The organism is Streptococcus mitis (genome assembly GCF_002096835.1).
Lineage (GTDB): Bacteria > Bacillota > Bacilli > Lactobacillales > Streptococcaceae > Streptococcus > Streptococcus mitis_W.
In genome coordinates this window covers 130234-150591 of the sequence record NZ_NCVG01000021.1, presented here as the reverse complement: position 1 = coordinate 150591, position 20358 = coordinate 130234, and the positions used below count along the sequence as shown (strand labels likewise).

Here is a 20358-nt window from a genome sequence, read left to right as displayed (position 1 = left end):
ATGAAAGAATTACAAACTGTACTTAAAAACCATTTTGCAATCGAATTTGCAGACAAAAATTTACTGGAGACTGCCTTTACTCATACGAGTTATGCCAATGAGCACCGCCTCTTAAAAATTTCACACAATGAACGCTTGGAATTTTTAGGAGACGCTGTTCTACAGTTATTGATTTCAGAATATCTGTATAAAAAATATCCTAAAAAGCCTGAGGGTGACTTGTCTAAACTCCGTGCCATGATTGTCCGCGAGGAGAGTTTAGCTGGTTTTGCGCGTGATTGTCAGTTTGATCAGTTTATCAAGCTGGGTAAGGGGGAAGAAAAATCTGGTGGTCGCAATCGTGATACCATTCTTGGTGATGCCTTTGAAGCCTTTCTTGGTGCCCTCCTTTTGGACAAGGATGTGGCCAAGGTTAAGGAATTCATCTATCAAGTCATGATTCCTAAGGTTGAAGCAGGCGAATTTGAGATGATTACAGACTACAAAACCCATCTCCAAGAGTTACTTCAGGTCAATGGAGATGTGGCTATTCGTTATCAGGTGATTTCTGAAACGGGTCCTGCCCACGATAAGGTCTTTGATGTAGAAGTTCTTGTCGAAGGTAAGAGCATTGGTCAAGGTCAAGGTCGTTCTAAGAAACTAGCAGAGCAGGAAGCTGCAAAAAATGCCGTTGAGAAAGGGCTGGATTCATGTATTTAAAGGAAATTGAAATTCAGGGATTCAAGTCTTTTGCTGATAAGACCAAGGTTGTCTTTGACCAAGGTGTGACGGCAGTTGTTGGACCCAATGGATCTGGAAAGTCCAATATTACAGAAAGTCTGCGTTGGGCCTTGGGGGAGTCAAGTGTCAAGAGTCTCCGTGGTGGCAAGATGCCGGATGTTATCTTTGCTGGGACCGAAAGTCGCAAACCTCTCAATTATGCTTCTGTAGTTGTGACTCTGAATAATCATGACGGATTTATCAAGGATGCAGGTCAAGAAATCAGAGTAGAACGCCATATCTATCGTAGTGGAGATAGCGAATACAAGATTGACGGCAAGAAAGTCCGTCTGCGTGATATTCATGATCTTTTCTTGGATACAGGTTTGGGACGAGATTCCTTCTCTATTATTTCCCAAGGGAAGGTTGAGGAGATTTTCAACTCCAAGCCTGAAGAACGCCGAGCTATTTTTGAAGAAGCTGCTGGAGTTTTGAAATACAAGACTCGTCGAAAAGAGACTGAGAGCAAATTGCAACAAACTCAGGATAATCTAGACCGCTTAGAGGACATTATCTACGAGTTGGATAATCAAATCAAGCCTCTTGAGAAGCAAGCTGAAAATGCTCGTAAGTTTTTAGATTTGGAAGGTCAACGCAAGGCTATTTACTTGGATGTTCTTGTTGCTCAAATCAAGGAAAATAAGGCAGAACTAGAGTCGACAGAAGAAGAGTTGGCTCAGGTTCAGGAACTCTTGACAAGCTACTACCAAAAGCGTGAAAAATTAGAAGAAGAAAATCAGAATCTCAAGAAGCAACGCCAAGATTTACAGGCTGAAATGGCCAAAGATCAGGGCAGTTTGATGGACTTGACCAGTCTGATTAGTGATTTAGAGAGAAAATTAGCCCTATCGAAATTAGAATCTGAGCAAGTAGCCCTGAATCAACAGGAAGCACAAGCCCGTTTGGCTGCTTTGGAGGATAAGAGAAATTTACTCAGCCAAGAAAAATCTGATAAAGAAAGCTCATTAACTCTGTTAGAGGAAAATCTAGTCCAAAATAATCAAAAACTCAATCGTTTAGAAGCTGAATTGCTAGCTTTTTCAGATGATCCTGATCAGATGATTGAACTCTTACGTGAACGCTTTGTAGCTCTTCTACAAGAAGAAGCTGATGTCTCAAACCAACTGACTCGCATCGAGAATGAGTTGGAAAATAGTCGTCAGCTTTCTCAAAAACAAGCAGATCAATTAGAAAAGCTGAAAGAACAGCTGGCTACAGCTAAAGAGAAGGCTAGTCAGCAAAAAGACGAGCTTGAAGCTGCCAAGGAGCATGTTCAGAAATTATTGGCTGACTACCAAGCTATTGCCAAGGAGCAAGAGAATCAGAAATCTTCCTATCAGGCTCAACAAAATCAACTCTTTGCCCGTCTGGATAATCTCAAAAACAAGCAGGCTAGAGCCCAAAGTTTGGAAAATATCCTCAGAAATCATAGTAACTTTTATGCAGGTGTTAAGAGTGTTCTCCAAGAAAAAGCCCGCCTTGGTGGAATTATTGGTGCAGTCAGTGAGCACCTGACCTTTGATGTACATTATCAAACTGCCCTAGAGATTGCACTGGGAGCCAGCAGTCAGCATATCATTGTAGAAGATGAGGGGGCGGCAACTAAGGCGATTGATTTCCTCAAACGAAACAGAGCTGGTCGTGCCACCTTCCTTCCTTTGACAACGATCAAGGCGCGTACGATTTCTAGTCAGAACCAAGATGCTATCTCTGCAAGTCCAGGTTTCCTTGGTATGGCAGATGACTTGGTGACATTCGATAATAGGTTGGAAGCTATTTTCAAGAACTTGCTAGCTACGACGGCTATTTTTGATACCGTAGAACACGCGCGTGCAGCAGCTCGTCAGGTTCGTTATCAGGTTCGTATGGTGACATTGGACGGTACAGAGTTGCGCACAGGTGGCTCTTACGCAGGTGGAGCCAATCGCCAGAACAACAGTATTTTTATCAAGCCAGAACTGGAGCAATTGCAAAAAGAAATTGCTGAAGAAGAAGCAAGTCTTCGTTTAGAAGAGGTATCTTTGAAGACCTTGCAAGATGAGATGGCTAGATTGACAGAAAGATTAGAAGCTATCAAATCTCAAGGAGAGCAGGCACGTATTCAGGAGCAAGGCTTGTCCCTCGCTTATCAGCAGACCAGTCATCAAGTTGAAGAACTGGAAACTCTTTGGAAACTCCAAGAAGAGGAATTAAATCGTCTTTCTGAGGGAGATTGGCAAGCAGATAAGGAAAAATGCCAAGAGCGACTTGCTACTATTTCCAGTGACAAGCAAAATCTGGAAGCTGAGATTGAAGAGATTAAGTCTAATAAAAATGCCATCCAAGAACGTTATCAGAACTTGCAAGAACAGGTAGCGCAAGCTCGCTTGCTTAAGACAGAACTACAAGGGCAAAAACGTTATGAAGTAGCTGATATTGACCGTCTAGGCAAGGAATTGAATAATCTAGATATCGAACAAGAGGAAATCCAGCGCCTTCTTCAAGAAAAGGTTGATAATCTGGAGAAGGTTGATACAGATTTGCTCAGTCAACAGGTAGAAGAAGCCAAAACTCAGAAAACAAACCTCCAACAAGGTTTAATTCGCAAGCAGTTTGAGTTGGATGATATTGAAGGTCAACTGGATGATATTGCTAGTCATTTGGATCAGGCTCGCCAGCAGAATGAAGAGTGGATTCGCAAGCAAACACGTGCTGAAGCTAAGAAAGAAAAGGTCAGCGAGCGCTTACGTCATCTACAAAGCCAATTAACAGACCAGTATCAGATTAGCTATACTGAAGCTTTAGAAAATGCGCATGAGTTGGAAAATCTCAATCTGGCAGAGCAAGAGGTGCAGGACTTAGAGAAGGCTATTCGTTCGCTGGGTCCGGTCAACTTGGAAGCTATTGACCAGTACGAAGAAGTTCACAACCGTCTGGACTTTCTAAATAGTCAGCGAGATGATATTTTATCAGCGAAAAGTCTGCTTCTTGAAACCATCACAGAGATGAATGATGAGGTCAAGGAACGATTTAAATCCACCTTTGAAGCTATTCGTGAGTCCTTTAAAGTGACATTCAAGCAGATGTTTGGTGGAGGTCAGGCGGACTTGATATTGACTGAGGGCGACCTTTTAACAGCTGGTGTGGAGATTTCTGTTCAACCTCCAGGTAAGAAAATCCAGTCGCTTAACCTCATGAGTGGTGGTGAAAAAGCTCTGTCAGCTCTAGCTTTGCTTTTCTCCATTATTCGTGTCAAGACCATTCCATTTGTTATCTTGGATGAGGTAGAGGCTGCACTTGACGAAGCCAATGTTAAACGTTTCGGGGATTACCTCAATCGATTTGATAAGGACAGCCAGTTTATCGTCGTAACCCACCGTAAGGGAACCATGGCGGCAGCCGATTCTATCTATGGAGTGACCATGCAAGAGTCAGGTGTCTCAAAAATTGTTTCGGTTAAGTTAAAAGATTTAGAAAGTATTGAAGGATGACAATTAAACTAGTAGCAACGGATATGGACGGAACCTTCCTAGATGAGAATGGACGCTTTGATATGGACCGCCTCAAGTCTCTCTTGGTTTCCTACAAGGAAAAAGGGATTTACTTTGCGGTGGCTTCGGGGCGCGGATTTTTATCTCTAGAAAAATTATTTGCTGATGTTCGTGATGACATTATTTTTATCGCAGAAAATGGCAGTTTGGTCGAATATCAAGGTCAGGACTTGTATGAAGCGACCATGTCTCGTGAGTTTTATCTATCAACTTTTGAAAGGCTGAAAACTTCACCTTATGTAGATATCAATAAACTGCTCTTGACAGGAAAAAAGGGAGCTTATGTTCTAGATACGGTTGATGAGACCTATTTAAAAGTGAGTCAGCACTATAATGAAAATATCCAAAAAGTAGCGAGTCTGGAAGATATTAAAGATGACATTTTCAAATTTACAACCAACTTCACAGAAGAAACGCTGGAAGCTGGTGAAGCTTGGGTAAACGAACATGTTCCTGGTGTTAAGGCCATGACAACTGGCTTTGAATCCATTGATATTGTTCTGGACTATGTCGATAAGGGTGTGGCCATTGTTGAATTAGCTAAAAAACTTGGTATCACAATGGATCAGGTTATGGCTTTTGGAGACAATCTAAATGACTTGCATATGATGCAGGTTGTGGGACATCCTGTAGCTCCTGAAAATGCACGACCTGAAATTTTAGAATTAGCAGAGACTGTGATTGGTCACCATAAGGACCAGTCGGTTATAGCTTATATGGAGGGCTTATAATGGCAGATATAAAATTAATCGCATTGGACTTGGACGGAACCTTGCTGACTACTGATAAAAGGCTGACGGATCGTACCAAGGCAACCTTGAAAGCTGCGCGTGATCGTGGTATTAAGGTCGTATTGACAACTGGTCGCCCTTTAAAAGCTATGGATTTCTTTCTCCATGAGCTAGGGACTGACGGTCAAGAAGATGAGTATACGATTACTTTTAATGGTGGTTTGGTTCAGAAAAATACAGGTGAAATCCTTGATAAGACAGTCTTTTCATATGATGATGTAGCACGCTTGTATGAAGAAACAGAGAAATTATCACTGCCTCTTGATGCCATTTCAGAAGGAACTGTTTATCAAATCCAATCGGACCAAGAAAGTCTTTATGCCAAATTTAATCCAGCATTGACCTTTGTTCCAGTGGACTTTGAAGATCTATCTAGTCAAATGACTTACAATAAATGCGTGACTGCCTTTGCTCAAGAACCCTTGGATGCAGCCATTCAGAAGATTTCTCCAGAATTGTTTGACCAATATGAAATCTTTAAATCACGTGAAATGTTGCTAGAGTGGTCACCAAAGAATGTTCATAAAGCAACAGGCTTGGCAAAACTAATCAGTCATCTTGAAATTGACCAAAGCCAAGTTATGGCCTGTGGTGACGAGGCTAATGACCTCTCTATGATTGAATGGGCAGGGCTCGGTGTTGCCATGCAAAATGCTGTTCCTGAAGTCAAGGCAGTCGCAAATGTGGTAACTCCTATGACCAACGATGAGGAAGCTGTCGCCTGGGCAATCGAAGAATACGTGTTAAAGGAGAACTAAGATATGGGATTATTTGACCGTCTATTCGGAAAAAAAGAAGAACCTAAAATCGAAGAAGTTGTAAAAGAAGCTCTGGAAAATCTTGATTTGTCTGAAGATGTTGAGCCTGCCCTTACAGAAGCTGAGGAACTTCCTCAAGAAGAAGCAGAAGTTGCTGAAGAAGCTGTGCTTGAAGAAGAGGAAATCCCAGACACAGTTGAAGAAAATTATAATTCAGAGCCAGTTGTAGAAGTTCAACAAGAAGAAGTCTCAGATGAAGAGAAGCTTGAGCACGAAGAAACTGTAGAAGAAAATAATTCTGAAGTGCTTGAACCAGAAACGCCTCAAGTAGAAGAAACTGTTCAGGAAAAATATGACCGCAGTCTTAAGAAAACTCGTACAGGCTTCGGTGCCCGTTTGAACTCCTTCTTTGCCAATTTCCGCTCTGTTGACGAAGAATTCTTCGAGGAATTGGAAGAACTGCTGATTATGAGTGACGTTGGTGTCCAAGTCGCTTCTAACTTAACGGAGGAACTACGCTACGAAGCCAAGCTTGAAAACGCCAAGAAACCTGAGGCACTTCGCCGTGTCATCATTGAGAAATTGGTTGAGCTTTATGAAAAGGATGGCAACTATGATGAAAGTATTCACTTCCAAGATGGCTTGACAGTCATGCTCTTTGTCGGTGTTAATGGTGTCGGGAAAACAACTTCTATCGGGAAACTAGCCCACCGCTACAAACAAGCTGGTAAGAAGGTCATGCTGGTTGCGGCAGATACCTTCCGTGCAGGTGCAGTTGCACAGCTAGCAGAATGGGGACGCCGTGTGGATGTTCCAGTTGTGACTGGACCTGAAAAAGCTGACCCAGCCAGTGTCGTATTTGATGGCATGGAACGTGCTGTAGCTGAAGGTATCGATATTCTTATGATTGATACCGCTGGTCGTCTGCAAAATAAGGACAACCTCATGGCTGAGCTAGAAAAGATTGGTCGTATTATCAAACGTGTTGTGCCCGAAGCTCCGCATGAAACTTTCTTAGCACTTGATGCATCAACAGGTCAAAATGCCCTGGTACAGGCCAAAGAATTTTCAAAAATCACGCCATTAACTGGAATTGTCTTGACTAAGATTGATGGAACTGCTCGAGGTGGTGTTGTTCTAGCTATCCGTGAAGAACTCAATATTCCTGTAAAACTGATTGGATTTGGTGAAAAAATCGATGATATTGGAGAGTTTAACTCAGAAAACTTTATGAAGGGTCTCTTGGAAGGCTTAATCTAATCAGAAGTAAAAATCCTGCAAGACAATCTTGCAGGAAATTTTTTATTCTAGTCTACCATCTTGACGATAGGCGATATCTGGTTGCCAAGTCCATTTGGCATCGAATTTTTCAAGTAAGTCAAAGCTGGCTTGAGGTCCCATGCTTCCAGCTTTATAATCATGAAGTGGGGCACCATTTTCAGCCCAGAGCTCTTCGATACGGTCAATCAACTTCCATGACGCACCAACTTCATCCCAGTGGCTAAAGTTAGTTGAGTTGTTGTTTAGGACATCATAAATCAATTTCTCGTATGGTTCTGGAGAAGCACCAGTTGCGGTCGCATCTGTACGGTAATCAAGTGAGTTAGGAGCCAAGTTAAATTCTTCTCCTACTTGTTTCCCATTTAGGCTAAGAGAGAAGCCTTCTGTTGGTTGGATATAGATGGTCAAAATGTTTGGAGCAAGTGGTTCTCCAAAGATAGAATCCATTTGTTTAAAGACGATGTTGACATGAGTTCCTTTTTCAGTCAGACGTTTACCAGTACGGAAGAAGAAAGGAACGCCACGGAATCGATCGCTGTTTACAAAGAAGGCACCAGATGCAAAGGTTTCAGTTGTTGATTCTGGATTTACATTTGGCTCGCTACGATAAGAGATATATTTCATGCCATCAATCTTACCAGAGCGGTATTGACCACGGATAAAGTGTTCTTTAAGTTCCTCATCAGTTGGATGATATAGGTTTTTAAAGACCTTAATCTTTTCAGCACGAATCTCGTCTTTTGTGAAGCTTGCTGGCTTGTCCATGGCAAGGAGGGAAAGCAGTTGGAGTGTATGGTTTTGTACCATGTCACGGAGGGCCCCAGATTGGTCATAGTAGCCACCACGCTCTTCTACACCCAAGCGCTCCGCAAAGGTAATTTGAACATTGTCGATAAAGTCCTTGTTCCAAACGTTTTCAAAAATCAGGTTTGCAAAGCGAACTGCAAAGATACTTTGAATCATTTCCTTACCAAGATAATGGTCAATACGGAAAATTTGTTCTTCGTCAAATGTTGCTAGGAGTTCGTTATTCAACTTGCTTGCTGTTGCATAATCTGTACCAAATGGTTTTTCAACGATTAAGCGTTCAAAACCTTTACCGTCAACAATGTTTTCAGACTTGAGGTGCTTTGCAATGGTTCCAAAGAATTGAGGCGCCATAGACAAGAAGAAGAGCTTGTTGTGTTCAGCTTGGTACTTGTCATTTAGTTCAGACTGCAATTGACGCAAAGCAATATAGTGCTCCGTATCATTGACATCGTGGCTTTGATAGTAGAAGTGGCTAGCGAACTCTTGAGCCTGTTCGGTACTATCTGCCAAATCAAGGATCGATTCGACTACAACAGATTCAAAATATTCCTTGCTCCAAGGACGACGAGCAGTTCCAATGACTGCAAAGTGCTCGGAAAGATTGCCGGATTTATATAGTCTAAAAAGGGAAGGGTAGAGCTTGCGTTTAGCCAGGTCTCCACTCGCACCGAAAATTGTAACAATAACCTTAGATGACATCTAGCTACCTAATTTCTATTTTTATTCCTAGTCTTGCTAGGTATGAGGAAATCTCATTTCATAAATTTAATTCTAACATAATTTTCCGAAAAATCAAAAAATCCAATACGAGATAGAAAAAAACTGCAAGGAAATCCTTACAGTTTGAGTTTAGACGTTTAAGACCTTGTCCAAGAACTCTTTAAGACGTGGGTGTTGCGGATTATCAAAGATTTGATCAGGTGTTCCATCTTCAAGAAATTCACCATCTGCAGTAAAGATAACGCGGTTAGCAACCTGACGAGCAAATCCCATCTCATGGGTTACGATAATCATGGTCATGCCTTGTTCAGCCAATTCCTTCATAACGTTTAGTACGTCTCCGACCATTTCAGGGTCAAGGGCAGAAGTTGGTTCATCAAAGAGCATGATGTCTGGATTCATTGCTAGTCCACGAGCGATGGCCACACGTTGTTTTTGACCACCTGATAGGCTATCTGGGTTGGAATTAGCTTTATCTGCTAGCCCAACCTTTTCAAGCAGTTCCATTCCCAATTTCTCAGCTTCTTCCTTAGTCATCAACTTGTGCTCAATTGGAGCAAAGGTGATATTGTCCAATACAGACATATGAGGGAAGAGATTGAAGTGTTGGAACACCATTCCGATATTTTCACGGACGTGGTCAACATTGGTTGTTTTTTCAGTTAAGTCATAACCGTTCACAGTGATGTGACCACTAGTGACTTCTTCTAGAAGATTAAGGCTACGGAGGAAGGTTGACTTACCAGAACCTGAAGGACCGATGATACAAACAACATCCCCTTCATAGAACTTAGTCGTAATTCCTTTTAAAACTTCATTTTTTCCGTAGTTTTTGTGTAAATCATTTACATCAATTTTTAATTTTGCCATTAACGAATCCTCTTTTCTAAGCGTTTCGCTAGTCTAGTCAAAAGCGTGATAATTACAAGATAGAAGATAGCAAGGATTGCATACATCTTGAAACTTTGGTAGTTACGGGCAATGATAATCTTACCAGTTTGGAAGAGTTCAACCAAACCGATAGCAGATACGATAGTTGTATCTTTAAGAGCGATAACGAATTGGTTAACAAAGTTTGGCAACATCAATTTAGTTGCTTGTGGCAAGATAATCTTACGCATGGTTTTTCCATAAGAAATCCCCAAGCTTCGGCTGGCTTCCATTTGTCCAACTGGAACGGCCTGAATACCACCACGAACAATCTCAGCGATATAAGCAGCTGCATTGAGCGATAGGGCAATGGTACCAGCAACAAAGTCGTTAATTGGACTTTGTTGGCCTGTGATGGACTCGATAAAGTTTGGAATTCCCCAGAAGATGAAGGCTGCAAGAATCATCAATGGAATACCACGAATAACGTCAACGAAAATCTCAGAGATGACGCGAAGAGATTTGTATGGGCTAACGCTAAACATACCAAAGATAATCCCGATGACAATGGCAATAGCAAATGAGATAAGAGCTAGAGCAAGAGTGATACCAAGACCACTAAGGAGTTGTTTGTAGTTGTTTTGGAGCAAGCCCCAGATAGTTGTTTCGTCAACAGTGCTTGTTGAAGCAGATGATGATTCACTAGCTAGATATTTATCAAGAATCTTTTGGAATTCTCCGTTTGCTTTAAGGTTTGCAAGTCCGTTGTTGAACATTTCAATCAATTCTGGATTTGCTCCTTTTTTAACGGCAAAGGCTGTTTCACCGATTGGAGTTCCAGCGATTGGTGTTTTCAATTTTTGTCCTTGGCTGATAGAATATTTGAGAACAGGTTCATCATCCATAACGGCATCAATGGCACCAGTGTTTAAACTGTCATACATTGAAGAACCATCAGCAAAAGTTTTGATTTTGTAACCGTATTTGCTTTGATTTTCTGTTAGGAAGGTTTGAGAAGCAGTTCCGTTTTTAACACCAACTGTCTTTCCTTTTAAATCTTCATAAGAAGCAATATTGCTTGATTCTTTGACACCAAGGATAGTATTGGCAGTGTAGTAGGATTCTGAAAAGTCAAAAGTTGCCTTACGAGCATCTGTGACAGACATACCAGCAATGATACCATCAGCTTGACCAGCTTGGACAGCACTGATAGCGGCATCGAAACCAGGATTGGTAATTTCAATTTCAAAACCTTGGTCTTTAGCGATTGCCTTAATCAAGTCCATATCAATACCAGTAAATTGGTTGCTTGAGTTTTGGAACACAAACGGTGCAAAAGAAGAATCACTGGCAATGATGTATTTAGCTTTAACAGGAGTTGCTTTTAGACCAGCTGCAGTAGTTGTGGTTGGTACTGCTGAAGAAGATGATGCAGTCCATTTTTTGATGATTTTATCAAGACTACCATCTTTTTTCATTTCAGCCAAGGCTTGGTTAAATTCAGTGACTAGGTGCTCGTATTTGCTTCCTTTTTTAACACCGAAAGCAAAGCTACCTACAGCTTCACCATCCATTTCAATATGGAGGTCTTGCCCTTGGTTAATGGCATACTCGATAACAGGTTTGTCATCCATCATGGCATCGATGGCACCAGCACTCAAGCTGTTGTTCATCAAATCACTAGTGTCAAATGTTTTAATAGTAAAGCCGTATTTATCTTTGATTGTTTCAAGAAAACGTTGAGCAGCAGTTCCGTTTTTAACACCAACGGTTTTGCCAGTTAATTGGTCATATTTACTAATCTTGTGTGATTTTGTAGTAGCAATGACAACTTTTGTATCATAGTAAGTATCAGACATGGTGAAAACTTTTTCACGTTCTTTCGTCTTTGTCATCCCTGCCATGATAGCGTCAGCTTGACCAGCTTGAACCGCATTGACCGCTGCATCAAATCCAGGATAGGACATCTGAATATTCCATCCTTTAATCTCTGCGACTTTGTTGATAATGTCTACATCAATTCCTTTATAAGTTTGATCTGAATCTTTAAACTCAAAAGGTGCATAGGCGGTATCAGACACAATCTTAATCGTCTCTGCTTTCGCAATACCTAATGAGAAAATTGGGAATAAAATTAGCAAAAATGCTAGAAATTTTTTCTTCATTTTTAGTCTCCTTTTCCGAATATTTTCCCATTATATCAGAAAAAACTAAAAAATGCAAATCTAGGAGCATTTATGTTAGAAGATATAACATAAAAGCCCTTTATTTCTTTCTTGAACTGCTATCACAAAGTGCTATAATAATAGTATATATAGAAGAAAAGAGGACAGGGATATGAAGAACAAAAGAATATTTAAAGACTTCCAAGCTTCAAAAATGAGTTTAAACATTTACACAAGCCCCTTGTTAGCCTTTGCTTTTGTCTTCATAGGAGAGTTTGTGGCTTATACTCTGTATGGTATTAGTTTGTTTGCTCTCATCGGACTTGCTAGAAATTTTGGAGAGGCTGGTCAAAATCTTGCAAGCTACTTGCAGACTTTGCATGCGAGCTTGACGGATAAATCAAGTGACTTTCATTTAATTTTAGAATTGCTGTCTTTTGGTTTTATTCTCAATACTGTGTTCAGATGGACTAAAAAAGTTGAGAAAAGACCTATTCGAACCTTGGGATTTTATAGAGAGAATTTTCTCAGCAATCTTCTGAAAGGATTTGGCATAGGTCTGACTCTTTTTCTCCTTACTTTGTTAGGTTTGGTAGCCTTGGGGCAATATCGTTTGGAGTCCATTCGCTTGAATCCTTATTCGCTTTTCTTTGTTGTCTTTTCTATCCCATTTTGGATTTTACAGGGGACAGCAGAAGAAGTGGTGTCCCGTGCTTGGCTCCTTCCTCAATTGGCCTCAAGAACCAATTTAAAACTTGCTGTTGTCATATCTAGCATATTTTTTACCCTGCTTCATATGGGGAATTCTGGTTTAACACCTCTATCTCTAGTGAATCTCTTCTTATTTGGAGTTGCCATGTCTCTTTACCTGCTCAAAACCGATACAGTTTGGGGTGTTGCAGGTATTCATGGCGCTTGGAATTTTGCTCAGGGCAATCTCTTTGGGATTTTAGTTAGTGGTCAACCATCAGGAACATCTCTGATGACCTTTTTACCACAAGGAAATCAAGCCTGGCTATCAGGTGGTTCTTTTGGGATAGAAGGTTCTATCATGACAAGTTTAGTCTTGTTACTTTTGATTTTCTATCTCGCTCATCAATTAAAGAAAGAAAATGAAAGGATGTGACTTCGGTCTGTCCTTTTCTTCGTGAAAATGCTACAAGTATGCTAAAATAGGAATAGCACACGGAGAGAGGATTCTTATGATCAATCGTATTACAGATAATCAATTTAAGCTAGTATCAAAATATCAACCATCAGGAGATCAACCCCAAGCTATCGAGCAATTGGTTGATAATATAGAGGGTGGCGAAAAAGCTCAGATTCTGATGGGGGCGACTGGAACAGGGAAGACCTATACCATGAGTCAGGTTATTTCCAAAGTCAATAAACCCACTCTGGTCATTGCCCACAATAAAACTCTGGCAGGACAGCTCTATGGGGAGTTTAAGGAATTTTTCCCTGAAAATGCTGTTGAGTATTTCGTATCCTACTATGACTATTACCAGCCAGAAGCCTATGTCCCTTCTAGCGATACCTATATTGAGAAGGATAGTTCTGTCAATGACGAGATTGACAAGCTTCGTCACTCAGCGACTTCGGCTCTTTTGGAGCGTAATGATGTCATTGTCGTTGCCTCTGTCTCTTGTATTTATGGTTTGGGTTCGCCCAAGGAATACGCTGATAGTGTCGTTAGTCTCCGTCCAGGTCTTGAAATTTCTCGTGATAAACTCTTAAATGACTTGGTGGATATCCAGTTTGAGCGAAATGATATTGATTTCCAACGGGGAAGATTTCGTGTGCGTGGGGATGTAGTGGAGATTTTCCCTGCTTCCCGTGATGAACATGCCTTTCGAGTGGAGTTTTTCGGAGACGAGATTGACCGTATCCGTGAGGTTGAGGCTCTGACAGGCCAGGTATTGGGAGAAGTGGATCATTTGGCGATTTTCCCAGCTACTCACTTTGTGACCAATGACGACCATATGGAAGTGGCTATTGCCAAGATTCAGGCAGAGTTGGAGGAGCAGTTAGCTGTCTTTGAGAAGGAAGGCAAATTACTTGAAGCTCAGCGTTTGAAGCAGCGGACAGAGTACGATATCGAAATGCTGCGCGAGATGGGCTATACAAATGGGGTTGAAAACTATTCACGCCATATGGATGGCCGTAGCGAAGGTGAGCCACCTTATACGCTTCTCGACTTCTTTCCAGATGATTTCTTGATTATGATTGACGAGAGTCACATGACTATGGGACAAATCAAAGGTATGTACAATGGTGACCGTTCGCGTAAGGAAATGCTGGTTAATTATGGTTTCCGTTTGCCATCAGCTTTGGACAATCGTCCTCTCCGTCGGGAGGAGTTTGAGAGTCACGTTCATCAGATTGTTTACGTTTCAGCGACACCTGGTGACTATGAAAATGAACAGACCGAGACAGTGATTGAGCAAATCATTCGTCCAACAGGACTCTTGGATCCAGAGGTAGAAGTCCGTCCGACTATGGGACAGATTGATGACCTTTTGGGTGAAATCAATGCCCGTGTTGAAAAGAATGAACGAACCTTTATCACCACTTTGACTAAGAAAATGGCAGAGGACTTGACCGACTACTTCAAGGAAATGGGTATCAAGGTCAAGTACATGCACTCGGATATCAAGACCTTGGAACGGACGGAGATTATCCGTGATCTGCGCTTGGGTGTCTTTGATGTCTTGGTCGGAATTAACCTGCTCCGTGAAGGGATTGACGTACCTGAAGTGAGTCTCGTAGCCATTCTAGATGCTGACAAGGAAGGCTTCCTCCGTAACGAACGTGGCTTAATCCAAACTATTGGACGTGCTGCCCGTAACAGCGAAGGACATGTCATCATGTATGCGGACACGATGACTCAGTCTATGCAACGTGCCATTGATGAAACTGCCCGCCGTCGGAAAATCCAGATGGCTTATAATGAAGAGCATGGTATCGTACCTCAAACCATCAAGAAAGAAATCCGTGATCTTATTGCCGTGACCAAGGCAGTTGCTAAGGAAGAGGACAAGGAAGTCGATATTAATAGCCTTAATAAACAAGAACGCAAAGACCTCGTCAAGAAACTAGAAAAACAAATGCAAGAAGCTGTCGAAGTGCTTGACTTTGAACTCGCAGCTCAGATTCGTGATATGATGCTGGAAGTCAAGGCGTTGGATTAGAATAGTATCTAAAGGAGAAAATATGTCCCGTTCCCAATTAACAATTTTAACAAACATTTGTCTGATTGAAGACCCCGAAACTCAGCGCGTGGTTATGCAGTATCGCTCTCCTGAAACAAATCGCTGGTCTGGTTATGCCTTTCCTGGAGGTCATGTTGAAAATGGTGAGGCTTTTGCGGAGTCTGTCATTCGTGAAATCTACGAAGAAACAGGATTGACTATCCAAAATCCTCAACTTGTCGGCATTAAAAATTGGCCACTAGATACAGGTGGGCGCTATATTGTCATTTGTTATAAGGCGACTGAGTTCTCTGGTAGCCTTCGCTCTTCAGATGAAGGAGAAGTTTCTTGGGTGCAAAAAGACCAGATTCCAAACTTGGATCTGGCCTATGATATGTTACCCTTGATGGAGATGATGGAAGCTCCTGACAAATCAGAGTTTTTCTACCCTCGCCGTACAGAAGATGATTGGGAGAAGAAAATCTTCTAGTCTTTTACTAAATAACCTAGCTGATCCAAGGCCTCCTCGATATAGCGGAGGTCTTGCTGTGTTTCAGCTTCGACTAGGTGGTAATGGATGCCATCTGTCAATTCAGACAGAGGTCTAAAATCTGAATGCTCGACTTGTTCTAGAAAATGTTGCACATCTCTGCGACAAGACAGTTTCAGCAAGGTTTCGATTTCTCCATAAACGGGATGGTCAATCAAGGTATTTTGAACACGTCCACCATTATCAACGATAGCAAGGAGTTCTTGACCGATTTCTTCAACTTCATGTTTCACTTTGAAAAGTTTGTGAACATAAGGGTTGGTTTCAATTTGCTTATAGACGTAGCCACGATTGGTGGATAGGATAGGAGCGCCATCGGCTCTTAAAATTGCAATGTCCTGTACAATGACCTGGCGTGTAACATGAAAATGTTCAGCTAAACTTTGGCCATTGAGGGCTTTAGGAGTTTCTTTCAAGAGTTGGAGCAGGGCTTGTTTGCGATCTTTTGTCATAGCTTTTCCTTTTAACGGCGTTTTCGAAGCACTTTATAGACAGCTAGTGCTAATGTATAGTCTACCATACTATGGATAATTGTGCCAAATCCAACTAGTATAAATAGAACATAAAACATATTTTCTACATTGGTACCCGAAGTTGCATAAAAAACGACACAGGCCAATACTTCAGCAAGGGCATGGACAAGCGCTAACACAAAGTTGAAAATCCAGGAAGCTTTTGGTTTATCTAGGGTATCGGGGAATTTTTGTAGGTAAAGAGCCCCCAAAGTTCCAAAAAAGATATGGGAAAAAGCTCGAAAAACAATAACCATGGGATAGCCAGCCATCAAGAATCCAAAACTAGAGGCTAGGATGACAAAAACTGCCATCAAGGGCGACAAGAACATAGCGATAAAAATAGCGATGTGGCTTCCTAAAGTATAGGAAGCAGGTGGAATGACAATCTTAAAAGGCATAACAATTGGAATCAAAATCGCAATAGCCGTTAAGAGGGCAGTCATTGTCATAAATTGTGTCTTTTTCCGTGTATTCATAAGAATCTCCTTTTTGACTGTATATACACTAGTATAGTATAACAAACAAGACAATAAAGCAAGGATTTACTTAAGTTTATAGGCCATTTTAAATTAAATATTGGTAAAGATTTCACTAAAAAAACTGTATAGAGCAACATCTCCACCTTCAAGCTTGAAAGTGGAGATGTTTTTATTTTTTCAAAGTCTGTAGTCTTGGAACAATAGCTAGAGTAAGAATTGCGGAAATGACTAATTCGGCAATCGAATTTGTTGAGATAACGGTTGCTAGGAGTTTTTGGATATTACCATCAAAGACATTTCCAAAAAGGTAGAAAATTCCACCAAGTACAAAGACTGTATTGGTAAGTGAACCAAGGGCACCAGCTAAAATAAGACCAGTTTTATTTTTCATCAGTTTATAAACTAGATACGGAGTCAAACCAATCAAAATACGTGGGACAATGGCAATGATAGCTGAGTAGATGTTTCCGTTTGGTACAAATGGGGAGAAGAGGTAGCTTGTCGGTAGAATTGTAATCGTGTTAACAGTTAAGCTAAGTAGCCCCATCAAAAATCCAAGTGTAACCCCAACGCGTGGACCGTAAATAATGCTGGCAATAATGACAGGAATATGAACAATGGTCGGTTTGATTGGAAATGGAAAAAGGTTAAAGATAAGTGAGCTCAGAAAGTGTATCACGAGCATGGTTGCAAAAAAGATAGCAATGGGTGCAATATTAGAGCGTTTTTTCATCGAGAGTTTCCTTTATTCTTTCTAAAATAATTGTGAGGTCAGCTAAAGCTCCTCGTCCATGGTCGCCACAAGCTAGTAGGGATTCCTTAGGAGCAATCAGCTGATAGTCGTAGCTTTCTAATGTTTTCAGATTAGCCTGAGTTGCCGGATGGTCATACATTTTTGTATTCATAGCTGGTGCGATGAGTTTTGGGATATGACTTGGCAAGGCTAGAGCCGTACTGGTCACCATATTGTCCGCAAATCCGTGGGCTAGTTTTGCAATAGTGTTAGCAGTTGCAGGGGCCACGATGAATAGATCAGTTTCTTTTCCAAGTTCGATATGATTGACTTGATCAGGATAGGGTTCCTTCATGACATCCAAGTGGACAGGATTCTGTGAGAGTACCTGTAGTGTCAAAGGTTGGATAAACTCTGTAGCAGCCTGAGTCATTAAAACAGTGACTTGATGGCCTTGTTTTTTTAGAGAACTGACTAAATCTGCCGACTTATAAGAGGCAATTGACCCCGTTACAGCCAAGAGAATGTTTGCCATAGCTTTCCTTTCTAAGAATGATAGTCTTGAATTTTTTCAAGGAGGAGTTTTGCAATTTCTTCTTTAGTGTTAACAGTTTGAAGATAATCTTTCTCAACAAAGATTGCACGATGCTGGTTTGCTGAAATTTGAGTCAGGTCATTTGCGATAATCAAGTCTGCTTGGTTCTTGATAAGACTTTTTCTCGCAATGTCAACCAGATGTTCTTCGGTAACATCAACCAGTAGCTTAAAGCCAATCAGATGAATAGCAGGATTCCATTCCTTGACTAAAGAGATGATTTTGGGTGTTTTTTTAAGGAACAAAACCTGAACTTCATCAGTTGAAGAAATCTTAGCTTGATGATTCTGCTTGTTTAAAAATTCTTCTAGATTGGAACTAGCTTGAACTTCCTCCAGCCCCGTCATATAAACAGGAGTGTAGTCAGACACCGCCATTGAGTGAATGAAAACCTGATAGTCCTTGATACGTTCTTGCATTTCCAGTAGAAGGTCCTTGGTGTTGGTAATTTCTCGAATGCTTAGATTGGGATGGGCTTCTGGCTTCACGGCTCGTTTTGTTGTTATCAAACAAACTTCATGCCCTGCAGCAAGCAAGGTTTCTGTGATGATTTTGCCCAAGCGTCCTGTGGAATGGTTAGTGATAGAGCGAACGCTATCAATAGCTTCACTGGTACCGCCCGATGTAACTAAAATTTTCATAGCACTATTGTACACAAAAATAAACGGTAAGTAAAATGAAAGTGATAAAATTTTGGTAAAAGGAAAGAATATAGTTTCAAACTATAAAGCCATATAAAATTTAAGAAAGGACTCTAAAAACCTTAAAAATAAGGATATTTACGAACGTTTAGAGAGTTTTCGGATGTTAAAAATCTTGTTTTGTGTTATAATGAATTATCATATAAGAGGTTAGAGGAGTTTTGAATGAAAACTGATATTGAAATCGCACAGAGTATTGAGCTAAAGCCAATCGTTGATGTTGTTGAGAAACTTGGTATTTCTTACGACGATTTGGAGTTGTACGGAAAGTACAAGGCTAAGCTCAGCTTTGATAAAATTCGTGCAGTTGAGAGCAATCCAGTTGGAAAATTGATTCTGGTTACTGCCATCAATCCAACACCTGCAGGTGAAGGAAAATCAACTATTACCATTGGTCTTGCGGATGCCTTGAACAAGATTGGCAAGAAAACCATGATTGCTATTCGCGAACCATCTCTTGGTCCAGTAATGGGTATCAAGGGTGGTGCCGCTGGTGGTGGTTACGCTCAAGTTCTGCCAATGGAAGACATCAACCTTCACTTCACTGGAGACATGCATGCCATTACGACTGCCAACAATGCGCTTTCTGCCTTGATTGACAACCACTTGCACCAAGGGAATGAGTTGGGAATTGACCAACGTCGTATCCTTTGGAAACGTGTTGTGGACTTGAACGACCGTGCTCTTCGCCATGTAACAGTTGGGCTTGGTGGCCCTCTAAATGGTATTCCACGTGAGGATGGCTTTGATATTACCGTCGCTTCCGAAATCATGGCAATTCTTTGCTTGGCAACGGACATCGAGGACTTGAAACGTCGTTTGGCTAATATCGTTATCGGTTATCGTTACGACCGTACACCAGTTTCTGTAGGTGATTTGCAGGTTGAAGGTGCCTTAGCTTTGATTTTGAAGGATGCGATTAAGCCGAACCTGGTTCAGACAATTTACGGAACACCTGCCTTTGTACACGGTGGTCCATTTGCCAATATTGCTCACGGATGTAACTCTGTCTTAGCAACTACAACAGCCCTTCACTTGGCTGATTACACAGTTACTGAAGCTGGTTTTGGTGCAGACCTTGGTGCTGAGAAATTTCTTGATATTAAGACACCAAACTTGCCAACATCTCCAGATGCAGTTGTCATTGTCGCAACCCTTCGTGCCCTTAAGATGAATGGTGGCGTGGCTAAGGATGCTCTTACAGAGGAAAATGTAGAAGCAGTTCGTGCCGGTTTTGCTAACTTGAAACGCCACGTTGAAAATATCCGTAAGTTCGGTATTCCAGCAGTTGTGGCTATTAACGAATTTGTATCTGATACAGAAGCCGAAATTGCAGCCTTGAAAGAACTTTGTGCCTCAATCGATGTACCAGTTGAATTGGCTAGTGTCTGGGCTGATGGGGCAGAAGGTGGAGTAGCTCTTGCTGAAACGGTTGTTAAGACTATCGCTGAAAACCCATCTAACTATAAACGTTTGTATGACAATGACCTTTCTGTTCAAGAAAAGATTGAAAAAATTGTCACTGAAATCTATCGTGGTAGTAAAGTGAACTTTGAGAAGAAAGCTCAAACACAAATCGCTCAAATCGTTCAAAATGGTTGGGACAAATTGCCAATCTGTATGGCTAAAACTCAATATAGTTTTTCAGATAATCCGAATACACTTGGAGCACCTGAAAACTTTGAAATTACCATTCGTGAATTGGTACCAAAATTGGGTGCAGGTTTCATCGTTGCCTTAACAGGTGATGTCATGACCATGCCAGGCCTTCCAAAACAACCAGCAGCTCTAAACATGGATGTTGAAAGCGATGGAACCGTTCTAGGATTGTTCTAGTATATTGAAATTTATTTTAAATGAGTTTGGAGATTTTAATCCAAGCTCATTTTTTATCTAGATATAAGAAGTTA

At 41.1% G+C, this 20358-nt stretch carries 17 protein-coding genes; 9 read left to right on the top strand and 8 right to left on the bottom strand.

Annotated features, from left to right (window positions below; all coding sequences use genetic code 11):
- Genes rnc through ftsY form a run of 5 tightly spaced genes read left to right on the top strand, consistent with a single transcriptional unit; the run spans position 1 to position 7098 of the window.
- Positions 1-699, top strand: coding sequence for a ribonuclease III (gene rnc / locus B7699_RS04960; protein WP_000661487.1), 699 nt, complete (start codon positions 1-3; stop codon positions 697-699).
- Positions 690-4229 (top strand): chromosome segregation protein SMC, encoded by a 3540-nt coding sequence (gene smc, locus B7699_RS04955; RefSeq protein WP_084927321.1) that lies wholly within the window; start codon positions 690-692, stop codon positions 4227-4229. The genes rnc and smc overlap by 10 nt, the downstream gene beginning before the upstream one ends.
- Complete coding sequence (locus B7699_RS04950; RefSeq protein WP_020902802.1) at positions 4226-5020, top strand: Cof-type HAD-IIB family hydrolase; 795 nt, start codon at positions 4226-4228, stop codon at positions 5018-5020. The genes smc and B7699_RS04950 overlap by 4 nt, the downstream gene beginning before the upstream one ends.
- A complete protein-coding gene (locus B7699_RS04945) occupies positions 5020-5838 on the top strand; it encodes a Cof-type HAD-IIB family hydrolase (protein ID WP_084927320.1) in 819 nt (272 codons plus the stop codon). Before B7699_RS04950 ends, B7699_RS04945 begins: the two co-directional genes overlap by 1 nt.
- 3 nt (positions 5839-5841) lie before the next feature.
- A complete protein-coding gene (gene ftsY, locus B7699_RS04940) occupies positions 5842-7098 on the top strand; it encodes a signal recognition particle-docking protein FtsY (RefSeq protein ID WP_084927319.1) in 1257 nt (418 codons plus the stop codon).
- 42 nt (positions 7099-7140) lie between these two features.
- Here ftsY and zwf read toward each other — a convergent pair whose 3' ends face one another.
- The 3 genes from zwf to B7699_RS04925 form a co-directional block, all read right to left on the bottom strand.
- On the bottom strand, positions 7141-8628 hold the full coding sequence (gene zwf / locus B7699_RS04935; protein WP_084927318.1) for a glucose-6-phosphate dehydrogenase: 1488 nt from the start codon (positions 8626-8628) through the stop codon (positions 7141-7143).
- 150 nt (positions 8629-8778) lie between these two features.
- Positions 8779-9519: an amino acid ABC transporter ATP-binding protein gene (locus B7699_RS04930; protein ID WP_084927317.1), complete on the bottom strand. Its 741-nt coding sequence runs from the start codon at positions 9517-9519 to the stop codon at positions 8779-8781.
- The gene (locus B7699_RS04925) at positions 9519-11684 is read right to left on the bottom strand and encodes an ABC transporter substrate-binding protein/permease (RefSeq protein WP_084927316.1); all 2166 of its coding nucleotides are present in this window, start codon (positions 11682-11684) and stop codon (positions 9519-9521) included. Before B7699_RS04925 ends, B7699_RS04930 begins: the two co-directional genes overlap by 1 nt.
- 172 nt (positions 11685-11856) lie before the next feature.
- On the opposite strand from B7699_RS04925, the gene B7699_RS04920 reads away from it, so the two are divergent.
- From B7699_RS04920 to B7699_RS04910, 3 genes are all read left to right on the top strand, one after another.
- A complete protein-coding gene (locus B7699_RS04920; protein WP_084927315.1) occupies positions 11857-12810 on the top strand; it encodes a CPBP family intramembrane glutamic endopeptidase in 954 nt (317 codons plus the stop codon).
- 76 nt (positions 12811-12886) lie between these two features.
- Positions 12887-14875 (top strand): excinuclease ABC subunit UvrB, encoded by a 1989-nt coding sequence (gene uvrB / locus B7699_RS04915; RefSeq protein ID WP_023946885.1) that lies wholly within the window; start codon positions 12887-12889, stop codon positions 14873-14875.
- A 22-nt stretch (positions 14876-14897) separates the two neighbouring features.
- A complete protein-coding gene (locus B7699_RS04910) occupies positions 14898-15365 on the top strand; it encodes an 8-oxo-dGTP diphosphatase (protein WP_000091556.1) in 468 nt (155 codons plus the stop codon).
- Here B7699_RS04910 and B7699_RS04905 read toward each other — a convergent pair.
- The 5 genes from B7699_RS04905 to coaB form a co-directional block, all read right to left on the bottom strand.
- The gene (locus B7699_RS04905; protein ID WP_020902811.1) at positions 15362-15877 is read right to left on the bottom strand and encodes a transcription repressor NadR; all 516 of its coding nucleotides are present in this window, start codon (positions 15875-15877) and stop codon (positions 15362-15364) included. The genes B7699_RS04910 and B7699_RS04905 overlap by 4 nt on opposite strands.
- A gap of 11 nt (positions 15878-15888) precedes the next feature.
- Positions 15889-16416 carry an ECF transporter S component gene (locus B7699_RS04900; RefSeq protein ID WP_020902812.1) on the bottom strand — a complete coding sequence of 176 codons (528 nt, stop codon included), beginning with the start codon at positions 16414-16416 and terminating at the stop codon, positions 15889-15891.
- Positions 16417-16588: 172 nt separating this feature from the next.
- Positions 16589-17152 carry an ECF transporter S component gene (locus tag B7699_RS04895; protein WP_004254189.1) on the bottom strand — a complete coding sequence of 188 codons (564 nt, stop codon included), beginning with the start codon at positions 17150-17152 and terminating at the stop codon, positions 16589-16591.
- Complete coding sequence (gene coaC, locus B7699_RS04890; RefSeq protein ID WP_084927314.1) at positions 17136-17687, bottom strand: phosphopantothenoylcysteine decarboxylase; 552 nt, start codon at positions 17685-17687, stop codon at positions 17136-17138. Before coaC ends, B7699_RS04895 begins: the two co-directional genes overlap by 17 nt.
- Before the next feature lie 11 nt (positions 17688-17698).
- The gene (gene coaB / locus B7699_RS04885; protein ID WP_023946880.1) at positions 17699-18388 is read right to left on the bottom strand and encodes a phosphopantothenate--cysteine ligase; all 690 of its coding nucleotides are present in this window, start codon (positions 18386-18388) and stop codon (positions 17699-17701) included.
- A 225-nt stretch (positions 18389-18613) separates the two neighbouring features.
- Here coaB and B7699_RS04880 point away from each other — a divergent pair, with 225 nt between their 5' ends.
- Positions 18614-20284: a formate--tetrahydrofolate ligase gene (locus tag B7699_RS04880; RefSeq protein WP_084927313.1), complete on the top strand. Its 1671-nt coding sequence runs from the start codon at positions 18614-18616 to the stop codon at positions 20282-20284.
- The last annotated feature ends 74 nt before the right edge of the window (positions 20285-20358 follow it).